Below are 18,191 nucleotides of genomic sequence, written 5' to 3' on the forward strand. Positions count from 1 at the left end.
GGCAAGAATGCCGGTCAGCGGAAATCCCGTTGCCAGCCCGACCCCCGCACCGGATGCTGACCTCATGTTCGATCCAGACATAGCGCCCAGTGGCACCCTGCTCGGCCTCCTGCAGCGAGGCCGCGGCGACGGGACCCTGCACGCCCTCGCGGCACCGAGGGCCGAGGCGCTCGGCGCGCTCAACGACAGCGTGCTGCGTGACCCCCGGCGCGACTGGCAGGTGGAGAACCGCTCGCTGTACTACGCGCGCCTCTACATGCAGCTCGACGGCGGGCTCGAGGAGATCGAACGCCACCTCTTCCACCCCGACGACCGCACCGACACCGGTGAGGAGCGCACCGGCCTGGCCCTCGCGGTCCTCGGCCACCTCGCCGCGTACGGCAGGGACGCCGCCCGGCTGCTGCTGCGCAGCTACGCCGCGGTCGGCAGCAACTGGCGCTGGGCCCTGGACGAGCTCGCGCTGCGTGACGACGACGCCGGGCTGATGTCGCTCGCCCCCGCCGTCCTCGCCCGCTTCCCCGAGACCGAGCAGGGCCGGGCCGACCTGGCCGTCGCGGTCCGGGACGCCTTCGAGCCCCGGCCCTGGCGGCTGTGGGCCGAGGACCCCCGGTACGGCCCGCGGCTGACCGCCGCCGGCGAACAGGGCTCCTTCGACCGCTGGCAACGCCAGCTGCGGCCGCGCGGACCACGCCCCGGCTGGAGCGTCGCGGACGTCCTGGGGTGGGCCGAGCAGGGACTGGAGCTGGAACCCGAGGAGCACCGGTACCTCGCCGCCGCCCGCTGCCTGGCCGCCGTCGCCGGCCCGGACGACCGCCCCGAGCTGCTCCGGGCGGCGCGCAGCGGCCCGGACGCGGCGCGCGCCGCGGCGCTGCACCACCTCGCCGAGCGCGGCGACCCGGACGTCCTCGACCTGATCGAAACCGCCGTCACCTGCCCCTTCTCCTCCGAGCCGCTGGTCGCCGCCGGGCTCTCCGCCTTCGAGCGGATGCGCGGTGCGGCCGCCGTCGAGCGGGCCCGCTGCTGGGCGCCGCGTACCGACCGGCTGGGCGCGTCGGCCGCCGCCGTGCTCGCCCGCCGTGGTACGCAGCGCGACGCCGATCTCGTGCTGGCCGCGCTGCGCCGGACCGTCCGCGAGGAGGGCCCGGACGCCGCCGGCCTGTGGGAGCTGGTCGACGGCACCGGCCGCCTCGGCGTCGCCTGCGCCGCCCCCGTACTGCGGCACATCTACCGCGAGACGTCCTCCTCCCACCTGCGCGGCCGGGCCGCCGCCGCGCTCGCCGTCACCGACCCCGGTTTCGCGGCGGGTTTCGCCGTCGAGTGCCTCTGGGACTGCGAGGAGACCACCCGCGAACTGGCCGCCCGCCATGCCGCCACCGGCGACGACCGGGTCGTCGAACAACTCCGCCGACTCGCCGCCGACCCCGCCGAGGAGGCCGAGGTCCAAACAGCCGTCCGCAGCCGCTTCGGCCCCGATGCGTCGGCTGTGTGAGCCCCCACGTACCTGTCTGCTGCGCCGCGGGGCTTGCTCGCCGTTGCGCTTTGCGGCGCCCCGCACGTAGCCGTCTTTCCCGCCGCGGGGCGTCTCGCCGTTGCGCTTTGCGGCGCCCCCGCACGTGGCTGTCTGCTGCGCCGCGGGGCTTGCTCGCCGTTGTGCTTTGCGGCGCCTCGCATGTAGCTGTCTGCTGCGCCGCGGGTCGTCTGGCCGTTGCGCCTGCGGCGTGCTGGGTTTGTGGTGGGTGCGGTGACTGGCCTCCGGGGCCTGGTGTGTGGACTGCTGACGCTTTACGTCCACACACCAGGCCCCTCCGGCCTGTCCCCTCCCGTTTGAGGAAGTGTGCGGGTGAGTGGGGGCGCGCGTCGTTGAGCGAGCATCTGGTGTTGTGGGGTGTCGGGAATGCCCCGCCCGGCGCGTCGAGTTGTGGCCCTGCAGGGGGCCCTCGCGACCCTTAGGGGTTCTGTTCGACCGTCCCGTAGGGGTAGCCAGGTCCCCTTGCATGCCTCAACGCCCGCCCCCACCACCGCATTCCTTCTCCCACAGCGGGAGGGGACGGGCCGGAGGGGCCGGTTGTGTGGACGTAAAGCGTCAGCAGTCCACACAACCGGCCCCGGAGGCCCGTCACCGCACCCAACACCCACCCAGCCCGCCGCAGGCGCAACGGCGAGACGACCCGCGGCGCCGCAGACAGGTACGTGCGGCGCGCCGCAAAGCGCAACGGCCAGACGCCCCGCGGCGGGACAGCCAGCTACGTGCGGGCGCGCCGCAAAGCGCAACGGCGAGCGAGCCCCGCGGCGGGACAGCCAAGTACGTGGGAGGCACCCCAAAGCGCAAGCGCAGTGGAATGTTCGTCGGCAGGAAAGATCCACGTGGCTCGCTCCACGCACCGGGCGTCGACAACAGCCGTATGCGTGTCGTCATCGTCACCGAATCCTTTCCGCCCGATGTCAACGGCGTGGCCCACTGCGCCCTGGAAACCGCCCGTCACCTCGTCCGGCGCGGGCACGATCCGCTCGTCATCGCGCCGCTCGGTGGCGCCGCGCCCGCGACCGGTACGTACGACAGCCCCTGCCCCGTCGTGCGGGTGCCGTCGATGCCGCTGCCCGGATACCCGCAGGTGCGGATCGCGCTCCCCGGGCGGCGGCTGTCCGCGGCGCTGGCCGGTCACCGGCCCGATCTGGTGCACCTGGCCGGGCCCTTCGTCCTCGGCGCCCGCGGGATGGCCGCCGCGGCCCGGCTGCGGGTGCCCGCCGTCGCCGTCTACCAGACCGACCTGGGCCGTTACGCCCGTACCTATCTCGGCGGCGGCACCGCCACCGCCTGGCGGCGGCTGCGTGCGGTGCACGGGGCCGCCGACCGCACCCTGGCTCCCTCCAGTGCGGCGCTGCTGGACCTGACCGAGCACGGGGTGCCCCGGGTGCACCTGTGGCCGCGCGGGGTGGACTCCACCCGGTTCCACCCGGGGCGGCGGGACGCGGTGCTGCGCAGTTCGCTGACCGCCGGGCGGGAGCTGCTGGTGGGGTACGTGGGGCGGCTCGCGCCGGAGAAGGACGTCCGGCTGCTGGCCGAGACGTCCCGGCTGCCGGGCGTCCGCACCGTCGTCATCGGCGAGGGCCCCAGCGCCGCCGGGCTGCGCGCCGCCCTCCCGGAGGTCCGCTTCCTCGGCCGCCGCACCGGTGACGAGCTCGCCCGGCTCTACGCCTCCCTCGACGTCTTCGTGCACACCGGGCCGTACGAGACCTTCTGCCAGACCGTGCAGGAGGCGATGGCCTCGGGTGTGCCCGTGGTCGCGCCGCGGGCCGGCGGGCCGGTCGACCTGGTCGACCACGGCCGCACCGGGCTGCTGGTCACCCCCGGTGACGGGAGCGCGTTCCGGGACGCGGTGCGCTTCCTGGCGGGCAGCGCCGAACTGCGCGTGCGGTACGGCGCCGCGGCCCGCCGGGCCGTCGCGGACCGCACCTGGGAGGCGGTCGGCGACCAGTTGCTGGGCCACTACGAGGACGTGCTCGCCGACCGGACGGCGGTGGCGGCATGAACCGGCGGCCGGCCCGCACGACGGGCCTGCGGATCGTACGGATCGCCAACTTCGTCACCCCGGCCTCCGGCGGGCTGCGCACCGCGCTCGCCGCGCTCGGCGCCGGCTACCGGGCCGCCGGGCACGAACCGGTGCTCATCGTGCCGGGGCCGCCCGGGGACGGGCGGATGCGGGAGGAACTCACCGCCCAGGGGCGGGTGTTCACGTTGCCGGGGAGCGTGCTGCCCGGCAGCGGGGGGTACCGGATGCTGACCGACCGGCACCGGGTGCGGCGACTGCTGGAAGGGCTGGCTCCCGACCGGCTGGAGGTCTCGGACCGTACGACGCTGCGCTGGACGGGCGAGTGGGCCCGCCGGGCCCGGGTCCCCGCGGTGATGGTCTCGCACGAGAGCGTGGACGGGGTGCTGGGCACCTGGGGCGTGCCGCGGCCGCTCGCCCGGGCCGCCGCGGACCGGCTCAACCGCCGTACCGCGTACGCCTACAGCCGGGTGGTGTGCACCACCGAGTGGGCGGCCGCGGAGTTCACCCGGGCCGGCGCGCGCAACGTCGTACGCGCCCCGCTCGGGGTGGACCTGGACGCCTGGCACCCGGACTGCGGCAGCGCGGAGCTGCGCCGCCGGTGCGCGGGCCGGGCCGGGGTGCTGCTGCTGATGTGCTCCCGGCTGTCCCAGGAGAAGCGGCCCGGGCGGGCCCTGGACGCGCTCGCCGAGCTGCGCCGGCGCGGGATCGACGCGGCGCTGGTGGTGGTCGGTGACGGGCCGCTGCGGGGCCGGCTGGCCGCCCGTGCGCGGGCCGAACGGCTGCCCGCGGCGTTCCTGGGCCACCTCGCCGACCGCGACCGGCTGGCCGCCCTGCAGGCCAGCGCCGATCTCGCGCTGGCGCCCGGGCCCGCCGAAACGTTCGGGCTGGCCGCCCTGGAGGCGCTGGCCTGCGGCACCCCGGTGGTCGCCAGCGCGGCCTCGGCGCTGGCCGGGCTGGTCGGCGGCGGGGGCGACACCGCGCTCGACGACGGTCCGTCCTTCGCCGACGCCGTCCAGCGGGTACTGGCCCGGCCGGAGCCGGCCCGGCGCGCCGCGGCCCGCCGGCAGGCCGAGGGCTACGGCTGGCAGCCGGCCGTGGACGCCTTCCTGGCGGCGCACGACGCCGCCGTGCCGCTGGTCCGGCCCGCCACCGCCGTACCGGCCGCGCCGCATCCGGCGGGCCCCCGGGGCGGGTGGTGACGGTGCGGTCCACCAAGGGGGCGGTCCCGGAGCAGCCGCCTACGGGAGCGGTGGCAGCGGACCGGCCGGTACCGGAGCAGCCGCCGACCGGACGGCCGTCGGTGGCGCAGCCGGGAGCGGCCCCGGGCGGGGACCCGGTCCGCTTCGTCGCGCTCGGGGACTCGCTGACCGAGGGGCTGGGCGACCCCCTGCCGGGCGGGGGCCGGCGCGGCTGGGCGGTGCTGCTCGCGGCGGCGCTGGGGGAGCGGCCGGAGAGCGTGCACCTGGTGAACCTGGCGGTCAGCGGGGCACTGGCGGCGGACGTGGCCGAGCGGCAGCTGCCCGCCGCGCGGGCGCACCGGCCGCGGTTCGCGTCGCTGGTCGTCGGCGCGAACGACACCCTGCGCGCCGCCTTCGCCATCGAGCGGGTCGCGGTCGCACTGGACCGGGCGTACGGCGCGCTGAGCGGCGACGGGGCCGTGGTCCTGACGGCCTGTCTGCCCGATCCGGGGCGGATGCTGGGGCTGCCCGCGCCGCTGGCCCGGCCGCTGGGGCGCCGGATGCGGGCGGTCAACACCGTCGTCCACGCGCTCGCCGCCCGCCACGGGGGCGTGCACCTGCATCTGGCCGAGTACCCCTGGGTCACCGAACGCGCCTGCTGGAGCGTGGACCGGCTGCACCCCAGCGAACGCGGGCACCGGCTGCTGGCCCGCGGCTTCCACGCGCAGCTCACCGCCGCCGGCCTGGCCGTGGGCCCGCCGCCCGCGCTCACCCTCGACGGCCGGCCACCGACCCGTACCGGCTCCGCCCTGTGGATGGCCACCAAGGGCACCCGCTGGGTCGTCGACCGCTGCACGGACCTGCTGCCCGGTCTGCTCGCCCTCGCCGCCCGGGAGTACCGGCACTCGCTCGCGGGCACCGGGCGCCTGCTGGACGCCGCGGCCGACCGGACCACGCGGGCCGCGCTCGCCGCCCTCCCCGGGCCGAAAGCCGCGGCGTGCGCGCAGGGCACTGCGACAATGACGGGATGACGACCGGACGCTGGGAGTTCTGGATCGACCGCGGTGGCACGTTCACGGACGTCGTCGGCAGACGCCCGGACGGGCGGCTGGTCACCGGCAAACTGCTCTCGCACCACCCCGAGCGCTACCGGGACGCCGCGGTGGCCGGCATCCGGATGATGCTCGGCCTGGGCCCGGACGAACCGGTGCCCGCCGAGCGGGTCTCCGTCGTCAAGATGGGCACCACGGTCGCCACCAACGCCCTCCTGGAGCGCAAGGGCGAACCGACCGTGCTGCTCATCACCGAGGGCTTCCGCGACGCGCTGCGGATCGCCTACCAGAACCGCCCGCGGATCTTCGACCGCCGGATCGTGCTGCCCGAGGCGCTCTACGACCGGGTGATCGAGGTGCCGGAGCGGATCGGGGCGCACGGCGACGTGGTCCGGCCGCTGGACGCCGACCGGGTCCGCGAGGCGCTCGGCCGGGCCCGCGCCGACGGGCTGCGCAGCGCCGCCGTCGTCCTGCTGCACGGCTACCGCCACTCCGCGCACGAGCAGGCCGTCGCCGAGCTGGCCCGTGCGGCCGGCTTCCCCCAGGTCAGCTGCTCGCACGAGGTCAGCCCGCTGATGAAGCTGGTGCCGCGCGGCGACACCACCGTCGTCGACGCCTACCTCTCGCCGATCCTGGCCCGCTACGTCGACGAGATCGCCGCCCAGCTCCCGGGCATCCGGCTGATGTTCATGCAGTCCAACGGCGGGCTGCGGCAGGCCGCGCACTTCCGCGGGAAGGACGCGGTGCTCTCCGGCCCCGCGGGCGGCGTGGTCGGCATGGTGCGTACGGCCGCCGAGGCCGGTGACGGCCACGACCGGGTGATCGGCTTCGACATGGGCGGCACCTCCACCGACGTGTCGCACTACGCCGGTGAGTTCGAGCGGGTCTTCGGCAACGAGGTCGCCGGCGTCCGGATGCGCGCCCCGATGATGAACATCCACACCGTCGCGGCCGGCGGCGGCTCCGTCCTGCACTTCGACGGGCGCCGCTACCGGGTCGGCCCCGACTCCGCCGGCGCCGACCCGGGACCGGCCTGCTACCGCCGCGGCGGCCCGCTGACCGTCACCGACGCCAACGTGATGCTCGGCCGCATCCAGCCGGCCCACTTCCCGGCGGTGTTCGGCCCCGGAGGCGACCAGCCGCTGGACGACAAGGCGGTACGGGAGCGCTTCGCGGAGCTGGCCGCCCGGGCCGCCGCCGAGACCGGGGACGACCGCGGTCCCGAGGAGGTCGCCGCCGGGTTCCTGGACATCGCCGTGCTCAACATGGCCAACGCGGTCAAGAAGATCTCCGTCCAGCGCGGCCACGACATCACCCGCTACGCCCTCATCAGCTTCGGCGGCGCCGGCGGCCAGCACGCCTGCGCGGTCGCCGACGCCCTGGGCGTCGACACGGTCCTCGTCCCGCCGCTGGCCGGGGTGCTCTCGGCGTACGGCATCGGCGTCGCGGACGCCACCGCGATGCGCGAACAGGCCGTCGAGGCGGAGTTCGCCGACCCCGCGGCGCTCGACCACGTCCACGAGGTGTGCGCCGCGCTCGCCGACCAGACCCGCCGCGAACTCCTCGACGACGGCGTGCCGGACGCGTCGATCACCACCCGCGCCCGGGTGCTGGTCCGCTACGCCGGGACCGACTCCCCCCTCGGCGTCCCGCTCGGCGACGCCGCGGCGATGGCGGAGGAGTTCGTCCGGGCGCACCGCGAGCGGTACGCCTTCACCATGGACAAACCGCTGGTCGCCGAGGCGGTGTCGGTCGAGGCCCGCGGGGAGTCCGGCGGCGCCCGCGGCTACGAGGCCCAAACCGGCGGCAGGGACGGTGAGTTGGCGCCCGCCGCGACGGTGCGGATGTACGCGGGCGGACGCTGGCGGGACACCGGCCTGTACCGGCGGGCCGGGCTGCGGCCCGGTGACGTCCTCACCGGCCCGGCGATCGTCGCCGAGGCCGACGCCACCACCGTCGTCGACCCCGACTGGCAGGCGGAGAGGGGCGACCGCGGGCACCTGGTGCTGACCCGCACCCGCCCGCGCGGCGAGCGGGTCGCGGTCGGCACCGAGGCAGACCCGGTGATGCTGGAGGTCTTCAACAGCCTCTTCATGGCCATCGCCGAGCAGATGGGCGTCCGGCTGGAGAACACCGCGCACTCCGTCAACATCAAGGAGCGGCTGGACTTCTCCTGTGCGCTGTTCGACGCCGAGGGCAATCTGATCGCCAACGCCCCGCACATCCCCGTGCACCTGGGGTCGATGGGGGAGTCCATCAAGGAGGTGCTCCGCCGGCGCCGGGGCGATCTGCGGCCCGGCGACGTCTACGCGATCAACGACCCGTACCACGGCGGTACCCACCTCCCGGACGTCACGGTCGTCACGCCCGTGTTCGACGCCGACGGCGACGAACTGCTGTTCCTGGTGGCGTCCCGCGGCCACCACGCCGAGATCGGCGGCATCACCCCCGGCTCGATGCCCGCGTTCAGCACCACCATCGAGGAGGAGGGCATCCTCTTCGACAACTGGCTGCTGGTCCGGGACGGGACGCTGCGTGAGCGCGAGACCCGTGAGCTGCTCACCTCAGGCCCGTACCCGTCCCGTTCACCGGACGCCAACCTCGCCGACCTGCGCGCCCAGATCGCCGCGAACGAGAAGGGCATCCAGGAACTCCGCAGGATGACCGACCAGTTCGGGCTGGACGTCGTACGGGCCTACATGGGCCACGTCCAGGACAACGCCGAGGAATCGGTCCGCCGGATCATCGCCGGGCTGTCGGACGGCAGCTACCGCTACGAGACGGACAGCGGCGCGGAGATCCGGGTCGCGCTGACCGTCGACCGGGAGGCCCGCGGCGCCGTCCTGGACTTCGCCGGCACCTCGCCCCAGCAGCCCGGCAACACCAACGCGCCCACCTCGGTGGTGATGGCCGCGGTGCTGTACGTCTTCCGCACCCTGGTCGCCGAGGACATCCCGCTCAACAGCGGCTGCCTCAAGCCCGTCGAGGTGCGCATCCCCGAGGGCTCGATGCTGGCGCCCGTCTTCCCGGCGGCCACCGTCGCGGGCAACGTGGAGACCTCCCAGGCGGTCACCGGCGCGCTCTACGCCGCACTGGGCATCCAGGCCGAGGGCTCCGGCACGATGAACAACCTCACCTTCGGCAACGACCGGGTGCAGTACTACGAGACCGTGGCCAGCGGTTCGGGCGCCGGCGACGGCTTCCACGGCGCGGACGCCGTGCAGACCCACATGACCAACTCCCGGCTGACCGACCCCGAGGTCCTGGAGTGGCGCTACCCGGTCCGCGTCGACGCCTTCGCGATCCGGGCCGGCAGCGGCGGCCGCGGACGCTGGCACGGCGGCTGCGGCGTCGAGCGCCGGCTGCGCTTCCTGGAGCCGGTCACCCTCGCCCTGCTCACCCACCACCGCCGCGTCCCGCCGTACGGCATGGCGGGCGGCGCCCCGGGCGCGCTGGGCGCCAATCTCATCGAACGCGCCGACGGCACCCGCGAGGAGCTCCGGGGCTGCGACGCGGCGGAGGCCGGGGTGGACGACGTACTGGTGCTGCGGACGCCCGGGGGCGGGGGCTACGGCGAGCCGTGATGCGCGGCCGGCCGGCTGCTGCTCCTGCCCCGCGCGGCGGCACGCCTCGAAGGCGACCACCTTTCGGGCGGCGGTGTGCGCCGGCGTCAGTGGGAGTGCGCCGCCCGGTCCGGCCGTCGGCCGAGGCGCACGAACCGGACGGGGGTGCCTGGCACCGCCTGTGCCGCGGGCGCCAGGAAACGCTCGGGCACCACGCCGACGACCGGGTAGCCGCCGGTCGTGGGGTGGTCGTGCAGGAAGAGCACCGGCAGGCCGTTCGGCGGGACCTGCAGGGCACCCAACGGCATGCCCTCGCTGGGGAGTTCGCCGGTGCGGGCGCGTTCCAGCGGCGGGCCCTCGGTGCGCAGCCCGATGCGGTTGCCGGCCGCCGAGACCCGGAAGCGGCCGGTGGTCAGGGTGCGCAGCCCGGCCTCGGTGAACCAGGCGTCGCGCGGGCCGGGCAGGAACGGCAGGCACAGTTCGGTCACCGGGCCCGGGTGCGGGACGGCGTCCGCGGTGGCGGGCGGGCCGTACGGGTCGCCCAGCGGGAGCACCGTGCCGTCGGTGAGCGGATCGGGGCCGAGGCCGGAGAGCAGGTCGGCGGCGCGGCTGCCGAGCACCTGCTCGGTGTCGATGCCGCCCGCGAAGGCGAGGTAGGAGCGCAGCCCGTGGACCGGCGTCCCGGCGTCCAGGACGGCGCCCGCCGGGACGCGCACCGGGGCGCCCCAGGGGGCGGGGCGGCCGTCGACGGTCACCGGGCAGGGCGCGCCGGTGACCGCGACCGTGGTGGCCGTCCGCACCCGCACGGCGCAGCCGGTCAGCGTCGTCTCCAGGGTGGCGGCCGTTTCGGGGTTGCCGACCAGGCGGTTGGCTAGGCGGTGCGCGGGTCCGTCCAGGGCGCCGGCCCGGGGCACCCCGAGATGGGCGTGGCCGGGACGGCCGAGGTCCTGCACGGTGGTGAGCGCACCGGCCCGTACCACCGCCAGGGCGCGGTCGGTCATCGGGCGGGCTCCAGCGGGACGAAGCGGACGCGGGTGCCGGGGGTGAGCAGCGCGGCCGGGTCCCGGCGCGGGTCCCACAGCACGGCGTCGGTGGTGCCGATGAGCTGCCAGCCGCCGGGGGAGGACCGCGGATAGACCCCGGTGTACGGGCCGGCCAGCGCGACCGAGCCGACCGGGACCTTGGTCCGGGGGGTGTCCCGGCGCGGCACGTGCAGCGGCTCGGGCAGCCCGGTCAGATAGCCGAAGCCGGGCGCGAAGCCGCAGAAGGCGACGTGGAAGGTGGTGCCGGAGTGCCGGCGGACGACTTCCTCGGGGGTGGTGTCCCACAGGGCGGCGACGTCGGCGAGGTCGGGGCCGTCGTAGCGGACCGGGATCTCGACGGCCGGCCGGTCGTCGGCGGGGCGCGGCGGGACGTCCCAGGTGGCGAGTTCGGCGATCAGCCCGCGGGGGTCGGCCAGGCCGTCGAGGAAGATCGTGCGGGCGGCCGGCACGATCTCTCCGACCGGTGGCAGGGTGCCGTCGGCGGCCCGGCGCAGCAGCTCGGCGTGGAGCGCGCCGACCTCCTCGGCGCCGGCCAGCTCGATCAGCAGCCCGTGTTCGCCGACCGGCAGCGGCCTCATACGAAGCTCCGGATGCGTACCCCGGCGGCGGCCAGCTCGGACCGGACGCGCCGGGCCAGGTCGGCGGCTCCCGGGGTGTCGCCGTGCAGGCACAGCGAGCGGGCGGTGATCTCCACCCGGCGGCCGTCGACCGCGGTGACCGCGTGGTCCCGGGCCATGCCCAGGGCGCGCTTGACGACCTCGCCGGGGTCGTGGACGACCGCGCCGGGCTCGCGGCGCGGGACGAGGGTGCCCGCTGCGGTGTAGGCGCGGTCGGCGAACGCCTCGCCGACCACCGGCAGTCCGGCCTCCCGGGCGGCCTCGTGCAGCCGGGAGCCGGGCAGTCCGAGGACCGGCAGCCCGCCGCCCGCGGTGCGGATGCCGGCGATCACCGCGCCGGCCTGCTCCGCGTCGTGCACACAACGGTTGTAGAGCGCCCCGTGCGGCTTGACGTAGCCGACCCGGGCGCCGGCGGCCCGGGCGAAGACTTCCAGGGCGCCGATCTGGTAGGTGATCTCGTCGGCGAGCTCGTCGGGCGGGACGTCCATCGCGCGGCGGCCGAAGCCGGCCAGGTCGCGGTAGGAGACCTGGGCGCCGATGACCACCCCGCGCTCGGCGGCCAGCGCGCAGACCCGGCGCATCGTGGCCGGGTCGCCGGCGTGGAAGCCGCAGGCGACGTTGGCGCTGGTCACCACGGACAGCAGGGCCTCGTCGTCGGTGAGCTGCCAGCGGCCGAAACCCTCGCCGAGGTCGGCGTTGAGGTCGATGACGGGAGCATTCGCACCGTCCGGGGAGTCCACCGCGTCGGTCATGTCGCTCCGTTCCAGGGTGCTCGGTGCCGGCCGGGTGGGCCGGGGCGGGCCGGGGCAGGGCGTGGCGGCCCGGTTGCGGGCGGGGGAGGGGCGGCAGGGCGAACCGGCCGGCCCGTATCCGTAGTGACTCTCCCCCGAGGGCACCCGAGCCGACCGGCGTTGGGGGACAACGTAGAGGATTGTTGAACGATCCGACAAGGGGTGTGCGGGCTCCGGACGAGGTTCCGTTGTCCTGTCCCCGGATCTGGGATTGACTTCCGTCCACCTCACACCCGGACGGCCGGACGGCCACCGGGCACGGCACGAGAGCGGGGAGCCAGATGGCCGGCCAAGTGGCGAAGAACGATCAGCGGCGGCTCGCCGAGGTCGCGGGACTGGAGCGGGACCGGGCCCTGCTGGGCCGCGCCAGTACGGCGGAGCGGGTCGCCGACATCCTGCGCGACCGGATCACCGAGGGCTACTTCCCGCCCGGCGCCCGGCTGTCGGAGGAGAGCATCGGCGGCGCGCTGGGCGTCTCCCGCAACACCCTGCGCGAGGCCTTCCGGCTGCTGACGCACGAGCGGCTGCTGGTGCATGAGCTCAACCGCGGGGTGTTCGTGCGGGTGGTGACGGTCGAGGACCTGGACGACATCTACCGGGTGCGCACGCTCGTCGAGTGCGCGGCGGTCCGCAGCCTGGGGGACGGGCCCTACGACGACCGGACGACCGCGGCCATCGCCACCGTCGAGGCGGCCGTGCAGGCCGGTGAGGCGGCCTCCCGCGACCGGGAGTGGCAGGACCTGTCGACCGCCAACATCCGCTTCCACCAGGGCATCGTGGCGCTGGCCGGCAGCCCGCGCACCGACGAGCTGATGCGCGGCGTACTGGCCGAACTGCGGCTGGTCTTCCACGTCATGGCCGATCCCCGGCGGTTCCACGCGCCCTATCTGACCCGCAACCGGCAGATCGTGGAAGCCCTGCAGGCCGGCGACGCGGCCGAGGCCGAACGGCTGCTGCTGTCCTACCTGGAGGACTCGCGCAGCCAGTTGTCGGGCGCGTACGCCCGGCACATCGCCCGGGACTGACACACGGTCCGAGGTTCACCCGCGCAGACCCCTTGTCGGATCGTTGAACAATCGCCTAGCCTCCGCTGCAATCTCTTCACCCCTCTCCCGGACCCCTGCGGTCCCGTACGCGGAAGGCGGATCCATGATCGTGCTCCTCGGCGTGCTCGTGGTCGTGATCGGCTTCGCCACGAAACGCAATCCGCTCCTGGTCGTCGCGGTGGCCGGCATCGCCACCGGCCTCCTGGGCGGACTGTCCCCCGACAAGGTCCTCACCGCCTTCGGCGAGGGCTTCGCCGGCAGCCGGGCGGTGACCATCTTCGCCATCACCCTCCCGGTCATCGGCCTCCTGGAGCGCTACGGCCTCCAGGAACGCGCCCGCACCCTCATCGCCCGCTTCGGCAAGCTCACCACCGGCCGGTTCCTCGCCCTCTACCTGGGCCTGCGCCAGATCGGCGCCGCCGTCGGACTGACCAACGTCTTCGGGCACGCCCAGACCGTCCGCCCGCTCGCCGTCCCGATGGCCGAGGGCGCCGCCGAGCGCAAGTACGGCGGGCTGCCCGAACGGACCCGGGAGAAGGTCCGGGCGTTCGCCGCCAGCGCGGACAACGTCGGCCTCTTCTTCGGCGAGGACGTCTTCCTCGCCGTCGGCTCGATCCTGCTGATCACCGGATTCGTCAACACCACCTACGGCACCCACCTCGAACCGCTGCACCTCGCACTGTGGGCCATCCCCACCGCCGTGTGCGCCTTCCTGGTCCACGGCTGGCGACTGCTGCGCCTGGACCGCCAACTGGAGCGCGAACTCCGCACCGCCCCCGTCCCGTCCGGCCCCGCAGTGGAGGCAGTCCAGTGATCAAGGCGGAGTGGTTCTACTGGCTGGTCGGCCTCAGCTTCCTGGTGATGGCCGCCCAGATGCTCACCGACCGCAGCAACCCCAAGCGGTACGGCACCGGCGCCTTCTGGGGCCTGATCGGCGCCGGCTTCGTCTACAGCAGCTGGGTCGTCACCAAGCAGGCACCCGCCGAGCCGCTCGGCGTCGCCGTCCTCGTCATGGCCTGCCTGGCCGGCTTCGGCTTCACCGGCCGCGGCACCCCGCGCACCACCACCCCCGAGGAGCGCACGGCGAGCGCGGCCCGGCTCGGCAACAAGCTGTTCGTCCCCGCGCTCACCATCCCGGCCGTCGCCATGGCCTGCGCCATCGGCGTCAAGCAACTGACCATCGGCGGGGAACCGGTCCTCCAGGAGGGCAGCGAAACCATCCTGGGCCTGGGCATCGGCGCCGTCGCCGCCCTCGTCGTCGGCATGGTCATGCTCCGCGAGAAGCGGATCGCGGTGCCCGTCCAGGCCGGCCGCTCCATGCTGGAGGCGATGGGCTGGGCGATGCTGCTGCCGCAGATGCTGGCCACACTGGGCGCCATCTTCCAGGTCTCCGGCGTCGGCGACCAGGTCGGCAAACTCACCACCTCCGTCCTGCCCAAGGACTCCCTGTACCTCGCCATCGCCCTCTACTGCGTGGGCATGTTCGCCTTCACCATCATCATGGGCAACGCCTTCGCCGCCTTCCCCGTGATGACCGCGGCCGTCGGCTGGCCCGTCCTCATCGGGCACTTCCACGGCAACCCCGCCGCCGTCCTGGCCATCGGCATGCTCGCCGGATTCTGCGGCACCCTCGTGACGCCCATGGCCGCCAACTTCAACATCGTCCCGGCGGCCCTGCTGGAACTGAAGGACCAGTACGGGCCCATCAAGGCCCAACTGCCCACCGCCGGCGTCCTGCTCGGCTGCAACATCGTGATCATGGCCCTGTTCGCCTTCTGAACCGGCCGGCCCCCACCGCGGCACGGCGCCCCCACCGCCGTGCCCGCGCCCTCCCCCTCCGACCACCCGCACCGAGGACGACCGTATGACCCGGGTACTGCTGACCGGATTCGCCCCCTTCGACGGAGAAGCCGTCAACCCCTCCTGGCAGGCGGTACGCGCCGCCGCGGCCGAACCGCCGCCCGGCATCGAGGCCTCCGCCGTCGAACTGCCCTGCGTCTACGGGGCGTCGGTGGCCGTGCTGCGCGCCGCGATCGACGAGGCCCGCCCCGAGATCGTCATCTGCGTCGGCCAGGCCGGCGGCCGCCCCGACATCACCGTCGAACGCGTCGCCCTCAACGTCGACGACGCCCGCATCCCCGACGCCACGGGCGCCGAACCCGTCGACGAACCGGTCGTGCCCGGCGGCCCCGCCGCCTACTTCTCCACCCTCCCCATCAAGGCCTGCGTGGCCGCCCTACACGCCGCCGGCCTGCCCGCCTCGGTCTCCAACACGGCCGGCACCTTCGTCTGCAACCACGTCTTCTACGGCCTCGCCCACCTCATCGCCACCGAACTCACCGGCGTGCGCGGCGGATTCGTGCACGTCCCCTACGCCCCCGAGCAGGTCACCGACCGCGCCCAGCCCTCCCTCCCGGTCGACGCGGTCGCCCGGGCGCTGCGGGAGATCGCCGCCACCACGGCCCGCACCCGCACCGACCTCCGCATCGCCGGCGGAGCCACCCATTGAGCACCGCCACCGGCGCCCACGCCACCGAACTCGCCGCCCACGCCGAGCGGTTCGCCGCCCTGGCCCGCGCCAACGTGACCCGCGCCTACCCGTACGCCCCGATGCACCTGCTCGCCGGGCCCGAGGACCTGGTGCCGCCCCGCACCCACCACCCGGCCTTCCACGGCTCGTACGACTGGCACTCCGCGGTCCACATGCACTGGCTGCTGGTCCGGCTGCTGCGCCGCTGCCCTGAGCGCATCCCCCGCGAGGCGGTGACCGACGTCCTCGACGCCCACCTCACCCCCGCCCACCTCGCCGGGGAAGCCGCCTACCTGCGCGCCCACCCGTCCTTCGAGCGGCCCTACGGCTGGGCCTGGCTGCTGGCGCTCACCGCCGAATGCCGGGCGCTCGGCGGCACCGAGGGGGAACGCTGGGCCGCCGCGCTGGCGACCGCGGCCGAAACCGTCGACGACCTGCTGCGCGCCTGGCTGCCGCGCGCCACCTACCCCGTCCGCCACGGCACCCACGCCAACAGCGCCTTCGCCCTCGGCCTGGTCCTGGACAGCGCCGCCGCGGCCGGCCGCCCCCAACTGGCCGGGCCGGTCGCCCGTACCCTGCGCCGCTGGTTCACCGACGACCACACCGCGCCCGCCCACTGGGAACCCTCCGGGCAGGACTTCCTCTCCCCGGCGCTGAGCGAGGCCGAGGCGATGGCACGGGTCCTGCCGGGCCCGGAATTCGCCGCCTGGCTGGGCCGCTTCCTGCCCGGCCTCGACCGGCGCGCCCCGGCCGCCCTGCTCGGCCCGCCCACCGTCTCCGACCCCGCCGACCCCCAGATCGGCCACCTCGTCGGCCTCTCGCTGAGCCGGGCGGCCGCACTGCGCCGGATCGCCGCCGCGCTGCCCGGCGGAGACGCGCGCCGCCCGGTTCTCGCCGCCGCGGCCCGCGACCACCTGGTCGCCGGCCTCCCGCACACCGTCACCGGGGACTTCACCGCCGACCACTGGCTCGCCACCTTCGCCGTGCTCGCCCTGGACGGACCGCCGGCCGGCGACGGACCCTCCGGGGCGTGACCGCCACGGAACCTGACCGCAACGGAACCTGACCGCAAAGGGACCCGACCGGCAAAGGGACCTGCCTACCGGCCGCGGCCGCCCACGCCGTAAACTGGCCGACCGGCCGAAGCGCCGCCCGCCCGCGGTCCGTCAAGGGATCCGGCGGCCGTTCCACCCGTGAGCGGATCCGCGCCGTTTCGTCCGTTGTCAGTGCGAGCGCCTACTCTGTGCGACGTGACTTTTCCCGCCCAGGGGCCCGCTGCGCCCCAGCTCAACGGGGTCAACCGCCCCGCGCCGGGCCCGGCCGCCGACGAAGGCCTGGCCCGCCGGCTGCGTGCCCTGGCCTGCACCGCGCCGCTGCACGACCTCGACGCGCGCAAGGCCAACCTCGCGGGCGAATACGGCGTCTACGCCATGGCGGAGGTGGCGCTCGCCGTCATCGACCTGGTCACCCTCAACATGGACTTCGACACCGGTGCCGACCACGAGGAAATAGTGGCCAAGGTGCTCCCCCGGGTCGCCGCCCAGACCCCCGGCCGCCCCACCGCCGAACACGAGCGGGTGGCCCGCTGGGTGCTGGAGAACCTCATCAACGTCGGCAGCGTCGACCGCGGCTTCCGCGCCGTCTACGGCACCTTCACCACCGACGGCGCGTACGTCCGCCGGGACTACGACTTCAAGCTCATCGAAGAGGTCCCCGGCGCCGGCGGCAGCGTCTACCTCCGCGCCACCGACGAAGCGGTCAACGTCCTGGTCGGCGCGCTCGACACCGATGTCACCAGCGCCCAGATCGCCGCCGAGGTCAAGCTGGAGGTGCTGATCAGCCGCGGCCGGCTCGCCGACGCCCAGCTCGCCGCCGAGCAGGCCCGCTACCGCACCGTCCAGTACGCCGAGACGCTCCGCCGCACCCTGGACGCCACCCGGCGCAACGTCCGCGCGGTCGACTGGCTGGAAACCGTCCCCGACATGATCAACGAGGCGCTCGACCACGTCGCGGACCGCTACCGCCACGAGAACGCCATCCTCACCAACATCCGCAAGGTCCGCGACGAGGCCGAGGCCGACGATCCGAGGACGGGCGAGCACAAACGGCGCGCCGCCGAGCTCGTCGACATCGTCAAGGACTGCATCCGCCGCCACACCCAGCTCCAGTCCCGGCTGCTGGAGGCCGGCCCGCTCTTCCGCGCCGAACAGGACCGGCAGGCGTTCGCCACCCCCGTCGCCCGGGCCGGCCTCGACCTGTACGGCCAGCTCGTCGCCCCCGTCCTGCCGCTCCCCGTCGAGCAGGCCACCCGCGTCACCGACGCCTTCTTCGCACACGGCACCGGCCTGCGCACCCCCGCGGCCGTCCGCGTCGGCGACCTCGTCGAGGTGCTGCTCACCCCGCCCGTCGAGCGCGAGCACCTCGGCGCCGAGATGCCCGAGCCCGACCTGGTGGCCACCCCCGACGACAGCCGCTTCAGCGAGGCCCAGCTCGACGCCGCGATGGCCCTGCTCGACCTCCCGCCGGACGCCCCCCGCCGGCTCTCCGGCCTGCTCGCCGAGGCCCGCCGCAGCGACCCCGAACTCCCCTACCTCGTCGCCCTGCTGGCCGTGCACGCCGCCAGCCCCCCGGTCGGCACCGCCTACCGCCAGGGCGAACAGCAGCTGCTGTTCGCCGTCGACGACGGCACCGAGCTGGCCGACCCCGAGTTCGGCGGCGCCGACCTCATCGTCGGCACCGCCCTGCTGGACGCCGCGGGCATGGCCGCCGACCGCTCGGAGGCCGCCTGATGACGCCCGCGCCCCCGCCCGCAACGCCCCC

The 18,191-nt window shown here is 75.1% G+C and carries 14 protein-coding genes; 11 read left to right on the plus strand and 3 right to left on the minus strand.

Annotated features, from left to right (window positions below; all coding sequences use genetic code 11):
* Positions 1-64: 64 nt before the first annotated feature.
* The 5 genes from ACZ7MX_RS11420 to ACZ7MX_RS11440 all read left to right on the plus strand — a co-directional run bounded on the left by ACZ7MX_RS11420 (position 65) and on the right by ACZ7MX_RS11440 (position 9,365).
* Positions 65-1,489 (plus strand): HEAT repeat domain-containing protein, encoded by a 1,425-nt coding sequence (locus ACZ7MX_RS11420; protein WP_472131319.1) that lies wholly within the window; start codon positions 65-67, stop codon positions 1,487-1,489.
* Between the two features lie 913 nt (positions 1,490-2,402).
* Positions 2,403-3,530, plus strand: a complete 1,128-nt coding sequence (locus ACZ7MX_RS11425) for a glycosyltransferase family 4 protein (protein WP_472131320.1) — start codon at positions 2,403-2,405, stop codon at positions 3,528-3,530.
* The gene (locus ACZ7MX_RS11430; RefSeq protein WP_472131321.1) at positions 3,527-4,750 is read left to right on the plus strand and encodes a glycosyltransferase; all 1,224 of its coding nucleotides are present in this window, start codon (positions 3,527-3,529) and stop codon (positions 4,748-4,750) included. The genes ACZ7MX_RS11425 and ACZ7MX_RS11430 overlap by 4 nt, the downstream gene beginning before the upstream one ends.
* 101 nt (positions 4,751-4,851) lie before the next feature.
* Complete coding sequence (locus ACZ7MX_RS11435; protein ID WP_472131382.1) at positions 4,852-5,760, plus strand: SGNH/GDSL hydrolase family protein; 909 nt, start codon at positions 4,852-4,854, stop codon at positions 5,758-5,760.
* The gene (locus ACZ7MX_RS11440; protein ID WP_472131322.1) at positions 5,757-9,365 is read left to right on the plus strand and encodes a hydantoinase B/oxoprolinase family protein; all 3,609 of its coding nucleotides are present in this window, start codon (positions 5,757-5,759) and stop codon (positions 9,363-9,365) included. The genes ACZ7MX_RS11435 and ACZ7MX_RS11440 overlap by 4 nt, the downstream gene beginning before the upstream one ends.
* Before the next feature lie 86 nt (positions 9,366-9,451).
* On the opposite strand, the gene ACZ7MX_RS11445 is transcribed toward ACZ7MX_RS11440, so the two are convergent.
* The 3 genes from ACZ7MX_RS11445 to ACZ7MX_RS11455 are packed head-to-tail and all read right to left on the minus strand — an operon-like array spanning position 9,452 to position 11,756.
* Complete coding sequence (locus ACZ7MX_RS11445) at positions 9,452-10,345, minus strand: 5-oxoprolinase subunit C family protein (RefSeq protein WP_472131323.1); 894 nt, start codon at positions 10,343-10,345, stop codon at positions 9,452-9,454.
* Positions 10,342-10,965, minus strand: a complete 624-nt coding sequence (gene pxpB / locus ACZ7MX_RS11450; RefSeq protein ID WP_472131324.1) for a 5-oxoprolinase subunit PxpB — start codon at positions 10,963-10,965, stop codon at positions 10,342-10,344. The genes ACZ7MX_RS11445 and pxpB overlap by 4 nt, the downstream gene beginning before the upstream one ends.
* Positions 10,962-11,756 (minus strand): LamB/YcsF family protein, encoded by a 795-nt coding sequence (locus ACZ7MX_RS11455; RefSeq protein WP_472131325.1) that lies wholly within the window; start codon positions 11,754-11,756, stop codon positions 10,962-10,964. Before ACZ7MX_RS11455 ends, pxpB begins: the two co-directional genes overlap by 4 nt.
* A gap of 320 nt (positions 11,757-12,076) precedes the next feature.
* Between ACZ7MX_RS11455 and ACZ7MX_RS11460 the strand changes: the two genes are divergently transcribed.
* The 6 genes from ACZ7MX_RS11460 to ACZ7MX_RS11485 all read left to right on the plus strand — a co-directional run bounded on the left by ACZ7MX_RS11460 (position 12,077) and on the right by ACZ7MX_RS11485 (position 18,160).
* Entirely contained in the window at positions 12,077-12,820 is a 744-nt protein-coding gene (locus ACZ7MX_RS11460; protein WP_472131326.1) for a GntR family transcriptional regulator, read from the plus strand.
* A gap of 124 nt (positions 12,821-12,944) precedes the next feature.
* Entirely contained in the window at positions 12,945-13,655 is a 711-nt protein-coding gene (locus ACZ7MX_RS11465; protein WP_472131327.1) for a DUF969 domain-containing protein, read from the plus strand.
* Positions 13,652-14,620, plus strand: coding sequence for a DUF979 domain-containing protein (locus ACZ7MX_RS11470; RefSeq protein ID WP_472131328.1), 969 nt, complete (start codon positions 13,652-13,654; stop codon positions 14,618-14,620). The genes ACZ7MX_RS11465 and ACZ7MX_RS11470 overlap by 4 nt, the downstream gene beginning before the upstream one ends.
* 85 nt (positions 14,621-14,705) lie before the next feature.
* Positions 14,706-15,350 carry a pyroglutamyl-peptidase I gene (gene pcp / locus ACZ7MX_RS11475; RefSeq protein WP_472131329.1) on the plus strand — a complete coding sequence of 215 codons (645 nt, stop codon included), beginning with the start codon at positions 14,706-14,708 and terminating at the stop codon, positions 15,348-15,350.
* Positions 15,347-16,405 carry a DUF2891 domain-containing protein gene (locus ACZ7MX_RS11480; RefSeq protein WP_472131330.1) on the plus strand — a complete coding sequence of 353 codons (1,059 nt, stop codon included), beginning with the start codon at positions 15,347-15,349 and terminating at the stop codon, positions 16,403-16,405. The genes pcp and ACZ7MX_RS11480 overlap by 4 nt, the downstream gene beginning before the upstream one ends.
* A gap of 216 nt (positions 16,406-16,621) precedes the next feature.
* Positions 16,622-18,160 carry a hypothetical protein gene (locus ACZ7MX_RS11485; protein ID WP_472131331.1) on the plus strand — a complete coding sequence of 513 codons (1,539 nt, stop codon included), beginning with the start codon at positions 16,622-16,624 and terminating at the stop codon, positions 18,158-18,160.
* Positions 18,161-18,191 lie beyond the last annotated feature (31 nt).

This window comes from Streptomyces sp. NPDC107765 (genome assembly GCF_055657085.1).